An 18,862-nucleotide genomic window follows, 5' to 3' on the forward strand; every position below is an offset into this window, starting at 1 on the left:
TGCAAAAGTCACAAGGTTACTGCACCTTGGCGAGTTCTTCGTTCATGGCCGCAACGGCGGCAGCGGCGTCGATCTCATCGTCGATATACTGACGCACGACACGGTTGATGGCCTGACTGTTGATCATCTTGGACGCCAGGGCCAACTGACCCTCGGCAACGCCCCAGCGCTGCGCCACATCCAGACCGCCAACAATCTCGTCGATCATCGCCTGATCATACAGCTCACCCAGCGGGGCCTTGCGGTCCACACCAACGGGCAGTTCTGCCCATGCTTCCGAGAAAGCGGTCGGGTTGTCGGCATTGCCGCGACGCACAGGGAACTTGCCCTCGGGCGCGATGGCCAATGTCTGGGTATAGCCGTCATCCATGGCGAATTTGACGAACTCCATCGCGGCGTCTGTGTCGGCGTCATTGGTGATGCCGAAATACCGAACATCACCCCAGGCCGCGCCGTCCGGGTTGGACGGGCCCGAGAAGTTGGTGACGATGCCGGTCTTAGAAGCCAGATCGCGCGAGGTCGGATCATCATTGATGGTCGGCGGGGCGCTGTCGCGCAGGCCGGCCAGTTCGTCCAGAATGAAGGGCGACCAGATGATCATCGCCGCCTTGCCGTCGAAATACAGCTCGCGCGATTGCTTCCAGAACAGCTCACCCGGAGGAGAGGCTTTTGAGATCGCTTTGTAGAAATCCAGAACCTCGGTAGTTTTGGCCTCATCAAGCGGCTGGAAGCCGTCCGCGCCAACCGGCGAGACGCCATTGGCAAGAAAGACATGCTCCAGCACCTGGCTCATGAAGTTCTCGTCCACCTTGGTGGCTGCGACAAAGCCGTACATCTCGGGCGGGTTGTGCAGTTTTTCCAGCGCAGCCTCGACCGCCGCAAAGGAACTGGGTGCGTCCAGCCCTGCGTCGTCGAACAGGTCTTTGCGATAGACAACCATTTGCGTCCAACCATCAACCGGGACCGATGCGGTTTCGCCATTAAAGGCCGCCATGCCCAACGCTCCGGGTGCGAACGTGTCGGCGCCCAGTTCTTCGATCACCTCGGTGGCGGCTTCGGTGTCCAGAATACCGGCTTCGGCCCAGGGCAGGGCATATTGCAGCGGGTGATAGACCACATCCGGCAGGTCGCCGGCGGCAAAGGCTGCGGTGGCGCGGGTGCCCAGATCGGTTTCGGTGACCGGGATCACCTCGACCGTGGTGCCGGTTTCAGCTTTGAACTGGTCCGCCATTTCCTGCTGTTTGGCAAGCCGTTCTGGTTGCTCCTCAGTCGTCCAGAAACGAATTGTATCCGCCTGTGCTGACACGGCTGCAAGGGCCAGCGCCAGAGATGTGCCAAGCATCAGCCGAGATGCCATTGGTGTGAGTTTCATGATCGGTCTCCTCCCCGATTTCCATTTTTGAATTGAGTAATTTTTCGTGCCAACTCTTCAGATGTCAGGCGCGGCGGTCCATCGGATTCCCGTTCCAAAAGAACAGCTTCGCCCAGCTCACGCAGGCTTTCCGGTGCTTCTCCACGGGTCTGCCGTATGAGCATTTCAGCAAGGCGTTCGCCGGCCCGCTGTGAATCGACGCTGAATGTCGTGAGGCCCGGGCTGACATATTGGCTTTCGGGTATGCCGTCATACCCAAGGATCGAGACATCCTTACCGATTTGCAGACCAAACTCGGCGCAAACGCTGTATGACCCCAATGCGGCCAGATCAGTCGCAAAGACGATCCCGGTCGGTGGATTCTCCAGCTCCAGCAAAGCACGGGCTTGGATCGCCCCTTCGTCGCGTGTGCGCGCGTTCTCGCGGATCAGTTCAAGGTCGATTGCCAGGCCAGAAGCCCTCAGACCTTCGAGGTAACCATCGCGTCGAAGGTGGCTGTAGTTGAACTTCGGATCGCTGCCGACAAAGCCGATGCGACGATGGCCGAAACCACTCAGACGACTGACTGCACTACAGATTGCGGTTTCGCCCGAGATATCAAACCAAGATGTATTGCCGTTAGGGTCCGCTTGCCCATATCCCGTTCGACCGTAGAGAATGAATGGAACATTCAATGCGCTTAGATACTTGATACGAGCGTCGTCGACAGCCGTCCTGGGCAAAATAAACCCATCCGCTTTGCGCTCTTCCACGAGGCGCCCAAGAACGTTGAGCATATCCTTTTCGGACTTGGCCGTTGAGATAGTCATTGTCCAATCGAATGCACTGGCACCTTCGCAAGCGCCTGCCAGAAAGTCCTGCAGAAACGGATTATGACGGTCCGGTTCCCCGCTGTTAATGACCATCGCAATTGCACGCACTTTCCCCGTGCGGATCGCCTGCGCATGGCTCAGAGGGCGATAGCCCATCTTCCTTGCAGTAGTTTCGACCCGCTTTCTGGTGGACTCCGAGATGTCGGAATACCCGTTCAAAGCGCGCGACACGGTGCTCTTTGAAAGACCGAGGTGATCAGCCAACTCGTCCAGCTTCACCCGCCCCGCTGCAGAGGGGTCACGACGGAGCGAAGATTGGCGCTTCGGAAGACTGGGATTCGCTATCATTCCACTATTTGTTCGTTCCGAAACCGGTTTCGGCAACAAAAAAGTCGAAAAACAGTTCATCGCACGTTCGTGTCGTCGAAACGGCAGGCGCGGGTTAGAGACCGGCCCAAAACGGACTTCCAGTCTCGGTTAATTAAGTAATGACTAATTTCTTGTGGACGCCTGCCGGAGTGCCAACTCACAAACATACAAGCTGGTTATCTACTTCTTCCAATAGTGCCGTCGTAACTGCGTCGATCATTTTGGTCCGGGGTGGAGCTGTCTTACTCGCACGGCCAACAACGCGCTTAGGTCCATTCCGTTCAAGGGTAACGCATCCTTAGGGTGTCTCGCTATTCTTGATCGACACGTCCAAATTGGTATGGGCTCCTCGCCGACATCGGAGGCAACGCAACAACTGTGGTGATGCGCTGAGTCTATTCATCGTGGACGGCCCTAGGCAGACCTTGATCAGAAAACTGAAATGCCGCGTTTGCAGCTCGCTTAGCCGAAAATCGCAGCGGATACATAGTTTTGATACCGTTCTTCGAGCTACCTGGGGCGGTCTGGTTCGTCAGGGGTGCGCGAAATCAAGCTTTCTATTTCGTTCATTATTTCTACCGGCAAGGCACCAAAGGTTAGTGCTCCTGCAATACCCTCAATCTGTTCTTCTGTTCGCGCGCCCGGAATCGGTACGTATGTTTCAGATTGGCCCCATATCCATCCCAGAGCCCCTTGCACAAGCGTTCGACCATTCGAGGTCAGCAAATCCCGTACCGCATCGAGTTTTTGCATGAATTCAAGATTTACCTTTCCATCGGTATAGTACTCCATCCAGTTTTCTTCGGATGAACGTACGTCATCCGACGCCATGACAGAATTCCGATTGTACTTTCCTGAAAGCAACCCCATCGCCAGCGGCGAGCGGATAAGAGACAACAGATTTTTGTCTTGAACCACCTGCTGCATACGAGGTGCATCGAAAAAGACGTTCATCACGTATTCGACCGCTTTGAAGCTATCCCTGGATGAGACGGCCAGAGCGCTTTGGGAATAGTCAGTGCTCCAACCGTAGGCGCGTAGTTTCCCGACCTCTTTCAGCCGGTCCAGCCTATCAAAAACAGCCTCCGCCTGGGCAATTGGCATGTCGTTTACATGCAATAACAAGAGATCAATCCGATCCCGTTCCAGCCGCTTCAGACACCCATCAACGGCAGGGCCAACCTGATCCGGGGTGAAGGGGTCAAACGAAATCTGCCTGCGTGCCTCATCAATCCCAACCCCGATCTTTGTGACAATCAAGGCGTCGGGCCGATGCTTTAACGCTTTGCCTAACAAACGTTCCGAATGCCCCGCGCCATAGGCGGCAGCGGTGTCAAAAAGTGTGATCCCACCATCCATTGCGGCGTGGATCGTACGAATCGAGGTTTCATCGTCTGATCGGGTGTAACCCAGAGACTGTTCGCCCCAATACATCTTGCCGCCGATCGGCCAGCATCCCATGCCAAGGGGTGAGATTTCGGATTCGAGAAAGTTCATCTGTGGACCTCGTGACTGATCCTTCAGAAAAAACGCCATCACAGTCTTTTCATCAACAACACAGAATGTAATCTTTATTTCATGAATGAAAGTAACTTTGACTGGGACAACCTGCGGCTTTTCCTTGCGGTTGCCAGAGCAGGCGGGCTTGGGCCGGCGGCCGAACAGACCGGCAAGAGCGCACCCACCCTGGGTCGGCGCATGATCGAGCTTGAGCGTAACCTGGGAACTGAGCTGTTTCACCGCAAACCGCGAGGGTATGACCTGACCGAAGACGGTCAAACGCTGTTGAAAAAGGTAGAAAGCATCGAGGCGCGCGTCATACCTGTTACTGACAGCAGCCTCGCCAGCGCACCACCTTTGGTCAAAATCTCGGCCGGGACGTGGGTAACACGGGTATTGATCGACGCGGTCGGAAGGCTAACCGGATCAATGCCGGTTCGGCTGCGGTTCATCTCGTCAGAAGAGGTGTTGAAGATCGGACACCGGGAGGCCGCGATCGGTATTCGAAACCACCGACCAGAAGAGATCAACCTGGCGGGTCGCAAGATCGGGCGCGTTCGGTTTGCGGTCTATGCCGCGGACGAAAGCGTTTTGACATGGGCGCGGGTCATGTCCAATACACCTTCGGCCAGATGGTTGAAGGCGCATTCGCAAAAGGACGACGCCATCGAAGTGACGGCGCCGCAAAATGCGCTGGAGCTTGCAAATGCAGGGCTGGCCCGGGCGGTTCTGCCCACCTTCATCGGAAACACGCAGCCGGGTCTTAAACCAGTCTCACCCCTGATTGATGATCTGGAACATGATCAGTGGTTGGTCACACATCATGAAGACCGATTTCTTCCAGAGGTGCGGCATGTCATTGACCGCACCCATGCCGTGATGTCGGAAGCTTGTGAAAACGGGTGAACCGAGGCTGCAGATGCCTATTCACCCAACCGTTCCATCAACCTCGCATATGCTGTCTGGCCGCGCCGGAATGTTGGCAGACGGAAGAACTCGTCCGGGGCGTGTTGGTTTTCATCCTCATGTCCGAACGCAAACATGACCGCATGTAAACCCAGTTCGTCCAGCAAGGTCGACATCACAGGGATCGAGCCTCCAACGCGGGTTTTGTATGCGGGTTTGCCATAAACCTCTTCGAGGACCTGTCCCGCGATCGCGGTTGCGTTGTGTCCGGCCGGTACGAGGAAAGGGTCCGCACGACCGGGATTGCGAGATACCTGTGCCGTCACACCCGGCGGGCAGTGAGCTTCGACATGGGCCGAGATCAGGTCAAAGACCTTTTCGGGATTTTGATTGGCGACCAGTCGGCAAGTGATTTTGGCCGAGGCCAACGCAGGCAAAACGGTCTTTGTGCCTTCCCCTTGCCAACCGCTGGTCAGCCCGTTGACCTCAAGTGTCGGACGTGCCCACAAATTTTCACGTGTCGTATACCCCGGTTCGCCCAACGTGGCCGGGGCTCCGGTCTGAGCCAGATAGGCTGCCTCATCCCAAGGCACTCGCGCAATTGCCGCGCGGTCTTCGTCCGTCAACTCGACGACATCGTCATAGAAGCCATCCACCGTGATCCGACCATCGGGCGATTTCATGCTGGCCAGCAACTGGGCCAAGGCCATTGCCGGGTTTGCGACGCCACCGCCATGCATACCAGAGTGCAAGTCCGATCTCGCGCCCTGAACCGAGATCTCAAGCGAGGTGAGCCCTTTCAGACCCAGCACCAGTTGCGGTGTCTCGGGATCCCACTGGCTGCCATCGGCGGAAAAGATCATATCGGCCTGAAGCCGGTCGAGATTTGCCTCGATAAAGGGGGGAAGGTCGGGGGATCCGATTTCTTCCTGGCCTTCAAAGAAAAACCGGACGTTGACAGGCAGCTTCCCAGTCTCCGCCAGCAAAGCCTCGGCCGCCAGGATCGGGATAAACATGGCGCCCTTGTCGTCGGTCGCCCCACGCCCATAGATCCGATCCCCACGGATCGTCGGCTCGAACGGAGGTGAGGACCAGAGCTCGAAAGGTTCGGCAGGTTGCACGTCAAAATGGCCATAGATCAGGATTGTAGGTGCATCCGGTCCGGCGTGCAGCCAATCAGCGCAGACCACCGGATGGCCTGCTGTCTCCATCATCTGAACGTTTTCCATTCCCGCCGCGACCAACCGGTCAACGACCCACTGCCCGGCCTTTCGAACATCGCCCGCGTTTTCGGGTTTGGCGGAAACCGATGGAATACGAATGAAGTCGCACAGCTCTTCGACAAAGCGCGATTGGTGTGTGTCGAGATATTCGGTCCAGCTCATTTCATGTCCTCACTGAGGTTGGCGCTTAACTTACGAAACTGGGCGTGGCCTGCAAGCCTGTAGAAGGCACTCCAATACTCGTAACAACCCAACATGGTCGAGCGATTCCAGGTCGGCGCAAACCTTCCGTTGATCAAGAACCGCCATCGCTGCAGTGCGGCCCGTCAGAGGAGACATTCGCTATGGGTGCAAGAGTTCCGGTTTAGAATGCCAAAAGCAGACGCTCTAAAGGTGTGATCGCAGTTCGCGAGGCTGAATTATCGACAAATGTCGGCGATGCGCAGGGACCGGATTTACGAAGTCTTACCTAGGCGCGAAGAACCGAAATCAAGATTGATCTGCGAATACACCGACTGCAACACCGATTTCGGTCAGTCAGAACCAGGCTGGGAAAGCTTCGTATTTCACTCGGGCGGTTAGTAAAGCGACGCTTTTTCGGGATCACCTGTCACATCTCTTCAGACCAGCATTTCAAGTTTTGTGCCCGGGAACTGGGACATGACAAAGTCAATCCGCTCAATCCTTGTCACGCACAATGTGGTCGATAGCCCGTCTGCAATGGCGGCGGTAGGGGCGGATACTGAAACAGCGTCGTGAAAAACCTGCCGGGACCTTGGATCAAAGATATGTCCTGACATGTCCGTCAGGCGCATCGCGTCAGGGACCGAAGTGGCCACGGCGCGGTTGCGCAGTTCTATACTGGTCAGTACCACATCATTTGGGCCGGCCAGTCCGACCTGCCAAGCAGCACCGTCACTACGGTTGCCCAATCCGGCAATTTCGCCCATGTTCACCAACACATTCTGCAAACCGAACGACCGCAACAGGTTGGCGATGCGATCCGTTATTTCTCCTTGTGCGATGCCATTCAGAGTTATTGAGGCGACACCCGGAACAGGCAATTGGATTTCGTTACGGGCTACTGACACCTTCTGCCAACCAACCGCTTCTTGGGCCTTTTGCAGGTCCAATTCACCAGCTCCATGAGCGAGCGCGCTCCACAAAGGCTGAATTGTCGGATCAAACGCGCCCTCAGATACGTCTTGCAGAACGTCACAGAGGCTGAGCAGGCCCAACAACTCGGGCGAAGGGTGTTTCAGCAGTCCCGACGCGTTCAGGCGGCTCAATTCGGACTCGGGCCGATAAAGGCTGAAGATCGCCTCTAGCCGATCCAATTCGGCTTCAACCGCGGCAAAGATCGGGGCGGCGTCGGTGGCGGTCACCCCTTCAAGGCGCAGGCTAGCCGGTGCACCCAATGCTACACCGCGCCATTGTGCGACAGACCCAGCCATAGCGGGAACTGCGGCGCAGGCGGCCGAAATCGTCAGAAACCGGCGACGGGTCAGGGCGGTCATGCGGGGGTCTCCAGTTTCAGGTCCAGATCGACGGGGCCCAGAACCTCGGTGTCAGGAATATCCGAAAGGGGCAGGGCGTTGCCGCCATAATCGGTGATGAATGCTTCGGCTGCAGCAGGGTCACCAAAGGGCACCACTTCGCGCGCACCCATACCCCCGGCAACATTTGCGCCTACCACAAAGCTGGCATCGTTCGCGTCGATCCAATTGGAAATCCCCGGTTGCCGCCAACTGGGCGCGACGCTCATGTCGCTGACATAGACGGCGGTGATCTTGGCGTCGCGTTCAGGACTTTTCAGGTAAGCCACCATGTCGCGCACCTGCGCGAAAAACAGCGGCGCGGGGTAGCCTTCCAGATGGATCTGCCCCTTGGGCCCGCCATGTTCGGCGATGTTCATCTGGCAGAAAAAGCTCAGCGCATCGGGGGTCAGGTCCACCGGGTCGGGGGCCTCGGCGACCTCTTCCTTGCACGCCACCAGCGCGACCAAGGCAATCAGGCACAGGCGCTTCATGGTTCAACCCTCCGGAATGCGGCGCGGGCAAGGGCGAAGGCCAGCACCGGCCAGATCAAAAGCGATACGGGCGCGGCCCAGACGGGCAGGGCCTGCGCGGCCCCGGTCATGCCCGAGGCCATGGCGACGCCCTCGGTTGCGGCAATGTTCCACAGACGGAATGCGTCGGCCGGGTTGGCCACCATCACCCACGGAAAGACGGATTGGGTGAAGACGCCGCCCTTGTCCATGACGACGGCCCCCAACAGGCCCAGATCATAGAGGACGACAAAAACCAGCCAGAGCCCGGCCGACAGACCCGCCGCCGCCGTGGCCCCCTTTGCCAGGGCGGACAACAGGTATCCCAGCGCCAGAAACACGGCGCCCAGCAGGATGGATGTGAGGATCAGACGCGCCAAAGCCATCAGGCTTTCCGGACCCGCGCCACCGAAGAAGGCAGCCACCGCGCCTGCGGTGCCAAACCCCACGGTCATGGCGAAAGCCAGCGCCGCCAGATGGGCGGTAAACTTGCCCAACAGGATTTCTCCGCGCCCCGCAGGGTAGGAGAGCAGCAGCGAAAGACTGCCCCGATCCACGTCGCCTGCGATGGCATCAAAAGCAATCATCAGCGCCAGCAAGGGTGCAAGATAGACCGACAGCGTGGTCATCGACGCGACCGAAACGGTCAACATATCGACGCCCAGCGTGCCGGTTGGTGCGCTGCCTGCGAAGGTCAGCGCCAGCGCGAACAGCACCATGATCAGCGTCGCGACCAGCAGCCAGCGGTTGCGGCGCAGGATCAGCATTTCGGTGCGGGTGATGGCGAGGAAGCGGATCATTGCAAACCCTCCTGTGCATAATGGCGATAGAGGTCTTCCAGCTTGGGTGGAGTCATTTCCACATCCGCCACCGCGTCGCCCAATCCGGCGATGCGGCGCAGGGCCTCCATCTTGTCATCAGGCGAACACAGCAGCTCGACCGAGGCCCCGTTGATCCGGTTGCCGCCCAGTTCGGCGGCAAGCGCATCGGGATTGGCACTGGCGCGCACTTTCAGGCGGATCGGCAGACCGGCCAGCGCCGACAGGTTTGTCAGCGTGTCATCGGCCACCATCCGACCCTTGCGCATGATGGCGATGCGGTCGGTACGGGCCTCGACCTCGGTCAACGCGTGGCTGGCGATCAGAACAGCGGTGCCCTGCGACGCCAGCTCGTCGATGATAGCGTACAAATCCTGCCGCGAGATCGGGTCCAAGCCCGATGTGGGCTCGTCCAACAGCGCCACTTTCGGCTGACCCAGCAGAACCTGCGCCAGACCCAGACGTTGCCGCATCCCCTTGGAATAGGCCCCAATCCGGCGGTCCAGCGCATCGCTCAGGCCAACCCGCTCCAACAGGCCGGGTACATCCGCCTTCGCGCCTGAAAGCTGCGCGAACAGTGTCAGTTGCTCGCGTCCCGTCAGCGCCGGGTGGAATGACACCGCCTCGGGCAGATAGGCCGTCTCGCGCCGTGCCTGCGCACTGCCGGGGCTGGCGTCCCCGATCCGAATGGCTCCGCCATGGATTGGCGTCAGGCCGAGGATGGATTTGATCAGGGTCGACTTGCCCGCGCCGTTATGGCCCAGCAGCGCAACGCGCTGACCGGGGGCAAGAGACAGGGTGATGTCGTCAAGAACGCGGGTCTTGCCACGGTCCTTGCAGACTTGGTCAATCGTCAGGGCCTTATCCGTCATGAGGCACCTTTTTCATAGCTGGGGGTTCAGGGGCTTGCATCAATGGGTTGCTGTCCATCACACCGCCCGGCAGCAGCGCCGGGAAGGCTGATTGCGACCAGCGCACCAGCTGCACGGCAGGCGAGCCGAGCAGCAATTTGGCTGCGGGTTGGGTCCACAGCACATGGTCCATTGAATCGTTGGGGCGATACGGGGCATCGGCCACGCCGTTGCCATCCACATCATAGGCGGCGAAATCGGACCAATAGTTTCCGCGCCCGTCTTCCGACCACTCGACCCATTTGGTCGAGACATATTTCACCTGCGTCCGGTTGCCGACAAAGGCGTTGCCGACGATCCGGTTGCGTTCACTGCCGGCGGTAAAGTGGATGCCGATGCCGCAACCCTGGAACCAGTTGTCAGTGAATTCGTTCTTGTTCGAATTATACAGGAAGGTGCACTTCTCTTTCGCACCTTTCACAACATTGCCGGTGATGACGCTCTTGTTGGCATAGTTCAGCATCACGCCATGTTCGCGGTCATCAATCGAGATATTGTCGGTGACTTTGACATTCGAGGTGAACATCACCGCATAGCCCAGATCGTTGCCGATCGAGACATTGTTGCTGACCTCGGAATTGTCGGCATACATGTAATGGACAGCAAAACGCAGGTCGCGGAACAGGTTGCCGGTGAACAAGTTCTTCTTCGAAGAATTCACGAAAATCCCATCGCGGCCAAACTGAATGTCATTGTCGGCGACAACGGCACCCGGCGCGTTCCAGACGTATACGCCATTGCCGCGCGCGTTCATGTGGCGGTCCTGCCGCCCCTCGATCCGGTTGCGACGCACGATGCTGTCCTTGGCCCCGTGGATGTCGATGCCATAGAGATTGCCCAGCAACACATTGTCCTCGACCACCGGCGCGTGCGCCGTTTTGGTCAGCTGGATACCACTGTCGATCCCGTCATGGTCCGAGCCTGAGCCAATCACCGTCAACCCGCGCACCGTCACGCCGGGCCCGGTAACGGTGATGACGCTGCCCTCACCTTGTCCGTCAATGGTGGCCTGTCCCAGCCCGTCGATTGTGACGGGCCGGTCCAGTACGAGGTGTTCGGTATAAACACCGGGGCTCAGGCGGAGGGTGTCCCCATCCGCCGCCTGCGCCAGTATCTCGTTGATGGCCCCCGCCCGGTTGGGCACATCCCAGTCCGCCGCCCAAAGGGGCGAGCCGAGCAGGAGCGGCATGAGCAGGGACCAGCGCATCGTTACGCGCTCCGCGGCTCAACGAACATCCGGCCGCGCATTTCCATGTGCAGCGCGTGGCAGAACCACTGGCAATAGAACCAGTGCACGCCCGGACGGTCAGCGATGAACGTGACCGAGGCGGTGGCCTGCGGCGCAACCTCCATCGCGATGCCGAAGTTCGACAGGCAGAAGCCGTGGGTCACATCGTCCACGTCATCCAGGTTGGTGACATAGACAGTGACTTCGTCGCCCTGTTTGACAGTGAACTTCTCCATGCTGAACACAGGCGCCACGGATGTCATGTAGACCCGCACCTTGTTGCCATCCCGGATCGGCTCATCCGCGCCATAGTCCAGATCGACACCATCTGCCTCGGCCTGTTTGCGCGCATCTTCCCATGTCGGGTCGTTGCGATCCCAGACATTGACCGGGTTCACCTTGGACCGGTGCACAAGGATCGAGTCATGCGGTTCCGCAAAGGTCGGGCCGTCATGGACCACCTTCATCTTGTCGCCCGAGATGTCGATCAACTGCTCGTTTTCAGGCTTGAGTGGCCCAACGTTCAGGAAGCGGTCTTTCGAGAACTTGTTCATCGAAATCAGCCACTTGCCGTCAGCTTCAGCAGTCTCACCCATCGAGGTCGAGTTGTGGCCCGGCTGATACTGCACGTCCACCTTGTCAAGGATCGGATCAACATCCGCGCCGCCAAAGGCTTCGATGGCCTTGGCGATGTCCCATTTCACCACCTGGCTGTCCAGGAACAGGGTGGTGTAGGCATTGCCCTTGCCGTCGAACGCAGTGTGAAGCGGGCCAAGACCCAGCTGCGGTTCGGCCACGATGGCCGAACGCGGATCCGCGTTGTCGGCAAACAGCGCATCGACCTTCTCGACATCGATCACGGACACGGTCGGAGACAGCTTGCCGTTGATCATGATGTGTTTCTTGTCGGGCGCGGCGTTCACGCCATGCGGCGAGTTCGGGATCGGGATATAGCGGGTCAGATTGCCACCTGCCTCTTTGCGCCCATCCACGACCTTGACGCCGTTCAGTTCCTGATAGTTCCCGGCAGCAATCGCGTCCTCGATGCCTTTGAGGTTGAACACGACCACATGGTCCAGCTCATTCTCGGTCATCTCGGCCAGGTTCATCCCCATTTCCGAGTTGTACGAGGTCGAGAACGCATACTTGCCCTGATAGTCGCAATCGGTGTTATCCAGATTGCCCGACACCATCACCTGCCATGCGATCTCCATCGTATCACCGTCGATGGCAGTGAAGATGTTCACGTATTTGGACGGATCGTCGAGGATTTGGCCATCGTTGACCAGCGGGGCCTCATGCTCACCATTGGCAAAAACATAGCCGGTGCGCGGGTATTTCTGCGGGCGCAGGCCGTGGATGTCATGCGCGTTCGGGATCTCGATGATCTTGTCGCATTTCATCACGTCACAACGCACACGGGCCACGCGGGTGTTGGCCTTGTCGTTCATGAACAGATAGCGGCCGTCATAGGTGCCATCGGTGAAGGACATATGCGGGTGGTGCAGGTCGCCGTTGTCATAGGTGACCTTGCCGTTTGCGGCCAGAAACTCCTTGGTTTCGGGCAGCAGACCTTCGGTCAGGATCTTCAGCGATTCATTGGTCTGACCCCAGCCGGTGGCCGAGCAGCGGTTGAACACCGGCACCCGCATCAGCTCACGCATCGAGGGCACGCCCAGAATGCGCAGCTCGCCAGTCTGGCCCGAGGACCAGAAGCCGTAATATTCGTCCAGCTCACCCGGCTCAAGATGCGCATTCGCGGCAGCACTCGCCTCGCGCGCGGTCATCAGGGTCGAGCCCAGCCCGGTCCCGGCAATCACCGCACCGGTTGCGGTTGCGCCCAGCATCCCGCGGCGTGTGATGTTCAGTTTCTTGTCATGTTCCGACATGATCGTCCCTCCTTTTAGGAAACGGTTTGCGGTTTGGCGTTCGGATGGTTCGCCGGTGGTTGTCCGAGTGGGGTCTTCATCTGGACCGACCCTGTCTTGGCCCGCCGTTTCAACTGGCGGATAACGACGGGACATTTGTCCTCGGACTGATAAAGCACCTGACAATGCAGGCAGGTGACGCACTCGTTCGGATTGATCTCACCTGTGGGGTGGATCGCCTGAACGGGGCATTCATTGGCGCAGGTCTGACACGGGGTGCCGCAATCCTTGTAGCGGCGCAGCCAGTCGAACATGCGAATACGGGCCGGGATCGCCAGCGCCCCGCCCAATGGGCAGAGATAGCGGCAATAGAACCGTTCCACGAACAGCCCGATCCCCAGCAGGGCCAGCGCAAAGACGACAAACGGCCAGTCGCGCATGAATTTCAGGATGATCGCAGTCTTGAACGGCTCGACCTCGGCATAGGTTTCGGCCAGCGGGATCGAGACAAAGCTGATCCCGAACAGCACCAGAAAGATCATGTATTTCGCAGGCCAGAGGCGTTCGTTCAGGCCCCAGGGCAAGGTCCATTGCGGCACCTTGAAGGCCCGCGCGATCTTGTTGGTCAACTCCTGCAACGCGCCAAACGGGCACAACCAGCCGCAATAGGCCCCACGCCCCCAGAACAGCAGCGCGGCAGCGACGGCGAACCATTGGATGAAAACCAGCGGGTCCAGCAGGAAGGCATCCCACGAAAAGCCTGTGCGCAGGCTGCCCGCAAGCGCCATCAGGTTCACCACGCTCAGCTGCGCATTGGCATACCAGCCGATGAAGAACAGCGTCATGGTCAGATACCCGATGCGGAACCAGTAAAAGACCCGCGCATTCATGGTGGCGTGGAACTGGAAGAAGAAGGTCGCCGTCAGCACCAGCAGCATCGCGCCCAGCACCCCGATCTCGACCGTGCGGTCCTTCCAGATGCGTTTCCAAAGCGCGGCCTTGGCCGCCGCTTCGCCGGTGGCGTCATCGACAACCACAGGGGCCGCGACGGGCAGCAGATACTGCTCGGGCAGTTTGTAGCCCAGATCGAAGGTCAGGAATGTTTTCTCGACCGCACCCACGGCCCGCTGCGCCAACAGTTGCAGGCGGAACGGCGCGGCCGGATCGAATTCGGCATCAGCAGGGATCTTGAAGATGTCCAGTTCGGCAAAGCTTGGGGCATCGGGGGCCGCAACCTCGCCCAGACGGCGCTGCTGCTTGTCGAAGAACCGCACCGAATTGTCGCCCTGGATCAACTGAATCCGGTCGAAAATCCCGCCCCTGACATAGCCTGAGCCCTTGAAGCTATAGGCCCCGCGACCCAACACCAGAATGGCTTGCTCGCCTTCGTCCAGCCAATTGACCATGTTCTGATATTCGGCCTCGCCCAGCAGCGACTTGCCGATCGACGGAACCGAGACCAGCGCCATATGCATGTCGATATATGTGTCATCGGGCTCGCCGGGTTCCGGGCGCTTGATCGCGCGTTGATCGCCCGTCGCTTCGAACGCCGCGTTGACCTGCCCGATATCCAGCGTCAGCCGCCGGACCGAGCCGTCGCCCGACAGCGTCGTCCAGTCATAGATGGCGTCCTGTGCCATATCGACCTCGCGCTTGGGTCCATCGGCCTGCGCCGGTGCCAAGCCGCCCAGCCCCAGCGCGCGCGCCACCTTGATGCCGCCCCGCACAAGACTGTCATCGATCACCATGATCGTGACCGTCGCGCCCGAAATAATGTCGAGGTCATGCCCCTCACCGCCAGTCTCGGCCTCAATCTTCAGATCAAGCCCGGCATAACCTTCGGTCAGCTCAACCATGCGGGAATTGGGGATGCCGATCAGCACGATGGGTTCCGAGTGCTTGACCAGCTGCACCCCGGTCAGCACCGCCTCATCATCGATGGCGGCAACCACATGAATGGGCTTGCCGGAATAGCCGGTGGTGCCGACCAGATCAGAGGTTAAGAAAGCCCAGGCGATGCGGTCGCCGTCTTTAAGAACGGGGGCCACCGGCACATCGTCGCGGACGGGACCAAAGGCATCGGCACCGGGGGCCAGATCGGCGGGATTTATCTCGGGCAAGAAGCTGGCAAGGCTGTCGGCATGGGCACTGATCGCCATCAGGCAGGACAGGGCAAGGGCCAGCAGAAAATGGATTGCGCGACTTACGACCACGGCGCACCTCCGGGAATTTGGGTGAACGCCATGGACGCGCGCAGGGCGCGTTCGGTTGTGATTTCGGGCGCGCACGGGGGCCCTCGGGTCTCGGGCCACAGCCGATGAGTTTGGTACAAACCGGAAGAAGCCCCGATTTCCGCATGTACAAAACGGAAGATTCCCACCCGCGCCACCTCTGGCAGCTCAGGGATCGGTGCGGCGCTGGTGACAGCGCATAGCGCGCAATCGGCGCATTTCGGGCAATACGCGGTCGGGTCTTCGGTGCCCTCCTCAAGGTCAACCTCAACCCAGACCGCGCCGCCTTCCGAGCAGATCTCCACCCAGACACTCTCACCGGGACTCGCCAGCGCCGGTGCAAATGTCTGCAGCAACAAAAGGAATATGCCCGCCAACCCGACCGCCGCGCGAACCGCGCGGGCAGGGAGATTGTGCAAAGGGATCAGGGCAGGCATGGAAACACCAACTCGGGAAGCTATGCCTATGAGGTATTGGAATTGTCCGAGTCGCGACTTGACTTAGGTTAGGTGCGGCGAAATTCTGTTTTTCCTCGCAAAATCAACTATCTGCCTCATCCATCAACCCGCGCACCCAGCGTCCCGCAAGCCATGCAGCAGGCACGCCCAGCGGGATCGACCACAGGATCGCGGGCACCGGACCGATGGCCCCAAACCCCGCGCTGTGCAGGATCAGCCCGGCCAGAAACAGGTTGATGGCCACGGTCAAAGCCGTGGCCGGATAAAGCAAAACGGCTAGTTTCCAGACCGGCCATCGCCCGTCAGTGGCTGGTGCCTTCCGAGAAGGTGATTTTGTTCCAGACATTGTACTTCCCAGACGGTTTGCGCATTGGAAGACGTCGCACTTCCTCAAGCGTTTGCGCGTCATAAACAATCACCGCGCCATCATCTTCCCAGATCGAAACCAGCGCATGACTGCCATCCTTGGTGAACTCCACATGGGCCACGGTCTTACCCGGCGCAGGGCGCAAAGTTCTTACGATTTCAAGGCTTTGCTTGTCGATCACATGCATTGCGTCCTTGTTCGGGCCAAAGAACACATCGGCCCAGACGTAACGAGAATTCTCATGGCTGCGCATGAAGAAACCCGGCCCTTCGGTCTTGATCCGCTTGACGGTTTCCCAGCTTTCCATGTCGATCACCGACACGGTGCCATCGGTCAGATGCGGCGTCGCCATCACCGTGGTATCCCCATGTTTCCAGGTGATCCCCGAACCCAAATGCGGCATCCCCGGCAGGTCCAGATCGGCCACTTTCTGCCCGATCACCAGATCGATCACCTGTCCGCCCTCACCGCCCCGAGACGCTCCCATGACATATTCATAGCTCTGGTCGAAAAAGAAATCGTCCAGATAGTCAGGCGTGGTGATCTTGCGCACCGGGAATGGATCTGGGTTCTTGAACTGACCCTCGATGCGGAAATCATGCCCCAGCCCGAATTGCGGCGGGTTGGCCCCGTAGAAGACCTCCCAAATCTCGGGCACGTCTTTCAGCGCCAGCACAAAGCTCTCGCGCGGAGGGGCCTGATAGACGGCCGAAACACGGCTTGGAATGCCTTTTTTACTTTTAACATCAATGACTTTCGCAACCGACAAATCTTCGGTAGACAGCAAGGTCAAAGAGTTCGGCAAATAGTTTGCCACCGCCACCCATTTGCCATCACCTGACATGGCGATGTTGCGGCTGTTCAGACCGGCGCGCACGCGCCCCACCTGTTGCAATGCCCAGATGTCGTATTTCTGCACCCAGCCATCGCGCGACATAATGAAGACATAACGCCCATCCGGGCTGAACTTCGGCCCGCCATGCACGGCAAAGGGTGTCTCGAACCGGTCCAGAACCTCAAACGTATCGCCGTCCAGCACGCTGACATGGTGGTCACCGGTCTCAACCGCCAGAGTGATGTTCATCGGGTCGCTGTCCCAAACGGGCGCGTCCACCGCTATATAGTCTTCGTCCAGAATACGGCTGGCCATGATATCGGCCTCACCCCATTCCGGATCGCTCTCCAGTGGAGATTTCAACCACCCCGCCAACTCTTCGATCTGCAGCGCATTAAGCTCATGCGAAAACGCGGGCATCTGAGTCGCGGTCCGGCCTTCGGCAATCACCGCCGCCACGCGCGGCCCCCGCATCCGTTTCAGTGCCTCAGGGATCAAGGCCGGACCAACCCCACCCAGACGGTTCTCGCCATGACAGGACGCACAGAATTCAGCATAGTCCGAAGGCGCATCCGCCCAGGCTGCGCCCACACTCAGGACCGAACACAGGGCCCCGATCTTCATCTTTTCAAAAATACTCCCGCCGGAGGCTCCTGCACGCACCGCCCGCGCATCGGCCAGGCCAGAAAGGCCAAGGTTTTCAAAAGAATTGATGCGCCGGATCATGGCTTTTCCCCCGGAACGGCGTGACTTGCAGGCGCTCGCCCGCATCTTCGACGCCGATTTCTTGGTTTGACAGATAACAGGCCGGGTCCTCGGCCCACGGATCTCCGGTCAGTTGCAGCGCCCGGATGCGGGTATTGCCGCCGCAGACGTCCTTTAGCTGACAGGCCCCGCAGCGCCCTTTGAGCGGGCGCGGGCGCGTGCGCAGCATTGCAAGCATCGGATCGTCACCGGTCCACAACTCGGAAAACGGTTCTGTTTTCACATTCCCAACCGTGTAATCCGACCAATAGGTATCAGGATGCACCCGACCCAGATTGTCGATATTGGCCACGCCCAGCCCGCTGGAGTTCCCTCCCCACGCGGCAAGATGTTCGCGTACATGGGCGGCTTTGGCGTCGTCGAAATGCGCGCGGACCCAGTTCAGGAAATAACCCGCATCGGCATCATTGTTGCCGGTCACGATGTCCAGCGGGCGTCCACCCGAGGCCGCCTCCCACGCGCGTTCCAGCAGAAGGTCCAAGCCTTTGCGGGTGCGCAAATGCTCGGCATCCTCGCCCCGGTTCTTGTCACCGCGCCCGGCGTAGACAAGGTGAGACAGATAGAACTTGTCGACGCCCTCTTCATCACACAGTTGCAACAGGTCGGGCAGATGATGCTGGGTGCCTTCGGTCAGGCAGAAGCGCAGGCCTACCTTGATGCTGCGTTTCTTGCACTCGCGCACGCCGCGCAGGGCGTCTGCAAAGGCACCTTCGACACCGCGGAACCAGTCATTTGTGGCCCCGATCCCGTCCAGCGAGATTCCGACATAGTTGAACCCCACATCGGCGATCATATCGGCGGTCTCATCGTGGATCCGGGTGCCGTTGGTTGACAGCGCCAGCATCGGCACCAGTTCGCGCGCACGTTTGGCAATGTCGAAGAAATCGAACCGATCCAGCGGCTCCCCACCCGAGAGGATCAGGGCCGGGACGCGAAATTGGCCCAGATCTTCAAGGGTTGTCATGGCTTGCTCGTGGCTGAGCTCACCGGGAAAGGCCACATCCGCCGAGACGGTATAGCAATGGCGGCATTTCAGGTTGCAGCGCCGAGTCAGATTCCAGATCACCACCGGCTTTACAGGGCCGGGGCGGCGTTTGCGCACCGGGGTCGGTTTGACCAGTTGGTGCATGTATTCGGTCAGGCGGAACATGT

General features: G+C 59.2%; 16 protein-coding genes. 1 reads left to right on the plus strand and 15 read right to left on the minus strand.

The window, feature by feature from the left end:
- Positions 1–16: 16 nt before the first annotated feature.
- The 3 genes from ACR0FG_RS17470 to ACR0FG_RS17480 form a co-directional block, all read right to left on the minus strand.
- The gene (locus ACR0FG_RS17470; RefSeq protein ID WP_480894296.1) at positions 17–1,372 is read right to left on the minus strand and encodes an ABC transporter substrate-binding protein; all 1,356 of its coding nucleotides are present in this window, start codon (positions 1,370–1,372) and stop codon (positions 17–19) included.
- Entirely contained in the window at positions 1,369–2,592 is a 1,224-nt protein-coding gene (locus ACR0FG_RS17475; RefSeq protein ID WP_480894298.1) for a LacI family DNA-binding transcriptional regulator, read from the minus strand. The genes ACR0FG_RS17470 and ACR0FG_RS17475 overlap by 4 nt, the downstream gene beginning before the upstream one ends.
- A gap of 471 nt (positions 2,593–3,063) precedes the next feature.
- Positions 3,064–4,050, minus strand: a complete 987-nt coding sequence (locus ACR0FG_RS17480; protein ID WP_480894300.1) for an aldo/keto reductase — start codon at positions 4,048–4,050, stop codon at positions 3,064–3,066.
- Positions 4,051–4,131: 81 nt separating this feature from the next.
- Here ACR0FG_RS17480 and ACR0FG_RS17485 point away from each other — a divergent pair, with 81 nt between their 5' ends.
- Positions 4,132–4,959: a LysR family transcriptional regulator gene (locus tag ACR0FG_RS17485; RefSeq protein ID WP_480894302.1), complete on the plus strand. Its 828-nt coding sequence runs from the start codon at positions 4,132–4,134 to the stop codon at positions 4,957–4,959.
- A 17-nt stretch (positions 4,960–4,976) separates the two neighbouring features.
- Here the strand turns inward: ACR0FG_RS17485 and ACR0FG_RS17490 are convergent, their stop codons facing one another.
- From ACR0FG_RS17490 to nirJ, 12 genes are all read right to left on the minus strand, one after another.
- Positions 4,977–6,344: a dipeptidase gene (locus ACR0FG_RS17490; RefSeq protein WP_480894304.1), complete on the minus strand. Its 1,368-nt coding sequence runs from the start codon at positions 6,342–6,344 to the stop codon at positions 4,977–4,979.
- Between the two features lie 458 nt (positions 6,345–6,802).
- Positions 6,803–7,699: an FAD:protein FMN transferase gene (locus ACR0FG_RS17495; protein WP_480894305.1), complete on the minus strand. Its 897-nt coding sequence runs from the start codon at positions 7,697–7,699 to the stop codon at positions 6,803–6,805.
- Entirely contained in the window at positions 7,696–8,211 is a 516-nt protein-coding gene (locus tag ACR0FG_RS17500; protein ID WP_480894307.1) for a nitrous oxide reductase accessory protein NosL, read from the minus strand. The genes ACR0FG_RS17495 and ACR0FG_RS17500 overlap by 4 nt, the downstream gene beginning before the upstream one ends.
- On the minus strand, positions 8,208–9,029 hold the full coding sequence (locus ACR0FG_RS17505; protein ID WP_480894309.1) for an ABC transporter permease: 822 nt from the start codon (positions 9,027–9,029) through the stop codon (positions 8,208–8,210). The genes ACR0FG_RS17500 and ACR0FG_RS17505 overlap by 4 nt, the downstream gene beginning before the upstream one ends.
- Positions 9,026–9,919 (minus strand): ABC transporter ATP-binding protein, encoded by an 894-nt coding sequence (locus tag ACR0FG_RS17510; protein ID WP_480894311.1) that lies wholly within the window; start codon positions 9,917–9,919, stop codon positions 9,026–9,028. Before ACR0FG_RS17510 ends, ACR0FG_RS17505 begins: the two co-directional genes overlap by 4 nt.
- Positions 9,909–11,165 carry a nitrous oxide reductase family maturation protein NosD gene (locus tag ACR0FG_RS17515; protein ID WP_480894313.1) on the minus strand — a complete coding sequence of 419 codons (1,257 nt, stop codon included), beginning with the start codon at positions 11,163–11,165 and terminating at the stop codon, positions 9,909–9,911. Before ACR0FG_RS17515 ends, ACR0FG_RS17510 begins: the two co-directional genes overlap by 11 nt.
- A 2-nt stretch (positions 11,166–11,167) precedes the next feature.
- Positions 11,168–13,075 carry a TAT-dependent nitrous-oxide reductase gene (gene nosZ, locus ACR0FG_RS17520; protein ID WP_170714033.1) on the minus strand — a complete coding sequence of 636 codons (1,908 nt, stop codon included), beginning with the start codon at positions 13,073–13,075 and terminating at the stop codon, positions 11,168–11,170.
- 14 nt (positions 13,076–13,089) lie between these two features.
- Complete coding sequence (locus ACR0FG_RS17525) at positions 13,090–15,213, minus strand: 4Fe-4S binding protein (protein WP_480894411.1); 2,124 nt, start codon at positions 15,211–15,213, stop codon at positions 13,090–13,092.
- A gap of 44 nt (positions 15,214–15,257) precedes the next feature.
- Positions 15,258–15,722, minus strand: a complete 465-nt coding sequence (locus ACR0FG_RS17530) for a DUF2946 family protein (protein ID WP_480894315.1) — start codon at positions 15,720–15,722, stop codon at positions 15,258–15,260.
- 103 nt (positions 15,723–15,825) lie between these two features.
- Positions 15,826–16,089 carry a hypothetical protein gene (locus ACR0FG_RS17535; RefSeq protein ID WP_170714027.1) on the minus strand — a complete coding sequence of 88 codons (264 nt, stop codon included), beginning with the start codon at positions 16,087–16,089 and terminating at the stop codon, positions 15,826–15,828.
- Positions 16,046–17,569, minus strand: a complete 1,524-nt coding sequence (locus ACR0FG_RS17540) for a cytochrome D1 domain-containing protein (protein ID WP_480894413.1) — start codon at positions 17,567–17,569, stop codon at positions 16,046–16,048. Before ACR0FG_RS17540 ends, ACR0FG_RS17535 begins: the two co-directional genes overlap by 44 nt.
- Before the next feature lie 76 nt (positions 17,570–17,645).
- A complete protein-coding gene (gene nirJ, locus ACR0FG_RS17545; RefSeq protein WP_480894317.1) occupies positions 17,646–18,860 on the minus strand; it encodes a heme d1 biosynthesis radical SAM protein NirJ in 1,215 nt (404 codons plus the stop codon).
- Positions 18,861–18,862 lie beyond the last annotated feature (2 nt).

The sequence above is a fragment of the Ruegeria sp. E1 genome, assembly GCF_056534225.1.

Coding starts and splice junctions, on each gene's coding strand:
- ACR0FG_RS17530 (WP_480894315.1), bottom strand. CDS start 15,722: ATGCCTGCCCTGATCCCTTTGCACAATCTCCCTGCCCGCGCGGTTCGC.
- ACR0FG_RS17515 (WP_480894313.1), bottom strand. CDS start 11,165: ATGCGCTGGTCCCTGCTCATGCCGCTCCTGCTCGGCTCGCCCCTTTGG.
- nirJ (WP_480894317.1), bottom strand. CDS start 18,860: ATGTTCCGCCTGACCGAATACATGCACCAACTGGTCAAACCGACCCCG.
- ACR0FG_RS17535 (WP_170714027.1), bottom strand. CDS start 16,089: ATGTCTGGAACAAAATCACCTTCTCGGAAGGCACCAGCCACTGACGGG.
- ACR0FG_RS17510 (WP_480894311.1), bottom strand. CDS start 9,919: ATGACGGATAAGGCCCTGACGATTGACCAAGTCTGCAAGGACCGTGGC.
- ACR0FG_RS17495 (WP_480894305.1), bottom strand. CDS start 7,699: ATGACCGCCCTGACCCGTCGCCGGTTTCTGACGATTTCGGCCGCCTGC.
- ACR0FG_RS17470 (WP_480894296.1), bottom strand. CDS start 1,372: ATGAAACTCACACCAATGGCATCTCGGCTGATGCTTGGCACATCTCTG.
- ACR0FG_RS17540 (WP_480894413.1), bottom strand. CDS start 17,569: ATGAAGATCGGGGCCCTGTGTTCGGTCCTGAGTGTGGGCGCAGCCTGG.
- ACR0FG_RS17490 (WP_480894304.1), bottom strand. CDS start 6,344: ATGAGCTGGACCGAATATCTCGACACACACCAATCGCGCTTTGTCGAA.
- ACR0FG_RS17525 (WP_480894411.1), bottom strand. CDS start 15,213: ATGGCGATCAGTGCCCATGCCGACAGCCTTGCCAGCTTCTTGCCCGAG.
- ACR0FG_RS17505 (WP_480894309.1), bottom strand. CDS start 9,029: ATGATCCGCTTCCTCGCCATCACCCGCACCGAAATGCTGATCCTGCGC.
- ACR0FG_RS17475 (WP_480894298.1), bottom strand. CDS start 2,592: ATGAACTGTTTTTCGACTTTTTTGTTGCCGAAACCGGTTTCGGAACGA.
- ACR0FG_RS17500 (WP_480894307.1), bottom strand. CDS start 8,211: ATGAAGCGCCTGTGCCTGATTGCCTTGGTCGCGCTGGTGGCGTGCAAG.
- nosZ (WP_170714033.1), bottom strand. CDS start 13,075: ATGTCGGAACATGACAAGAAACTGAACATCACACGCCGCGGGATGCTG.
- ACR0FG_RS17485 (WP_480894302.1), top strand. CDS start 4,132: ATGAATGAAAGTAACTTTGACTGGGACAACCTGCGGCTTTTCCTTGCG.
- ACR0FG_RS17480 (WP_480894300.1), bottom strand. CDS start 4,050: ATGAACTTTCTCGAATCCGAAATCTCACCCCTTGGCATGGGATGCTGG.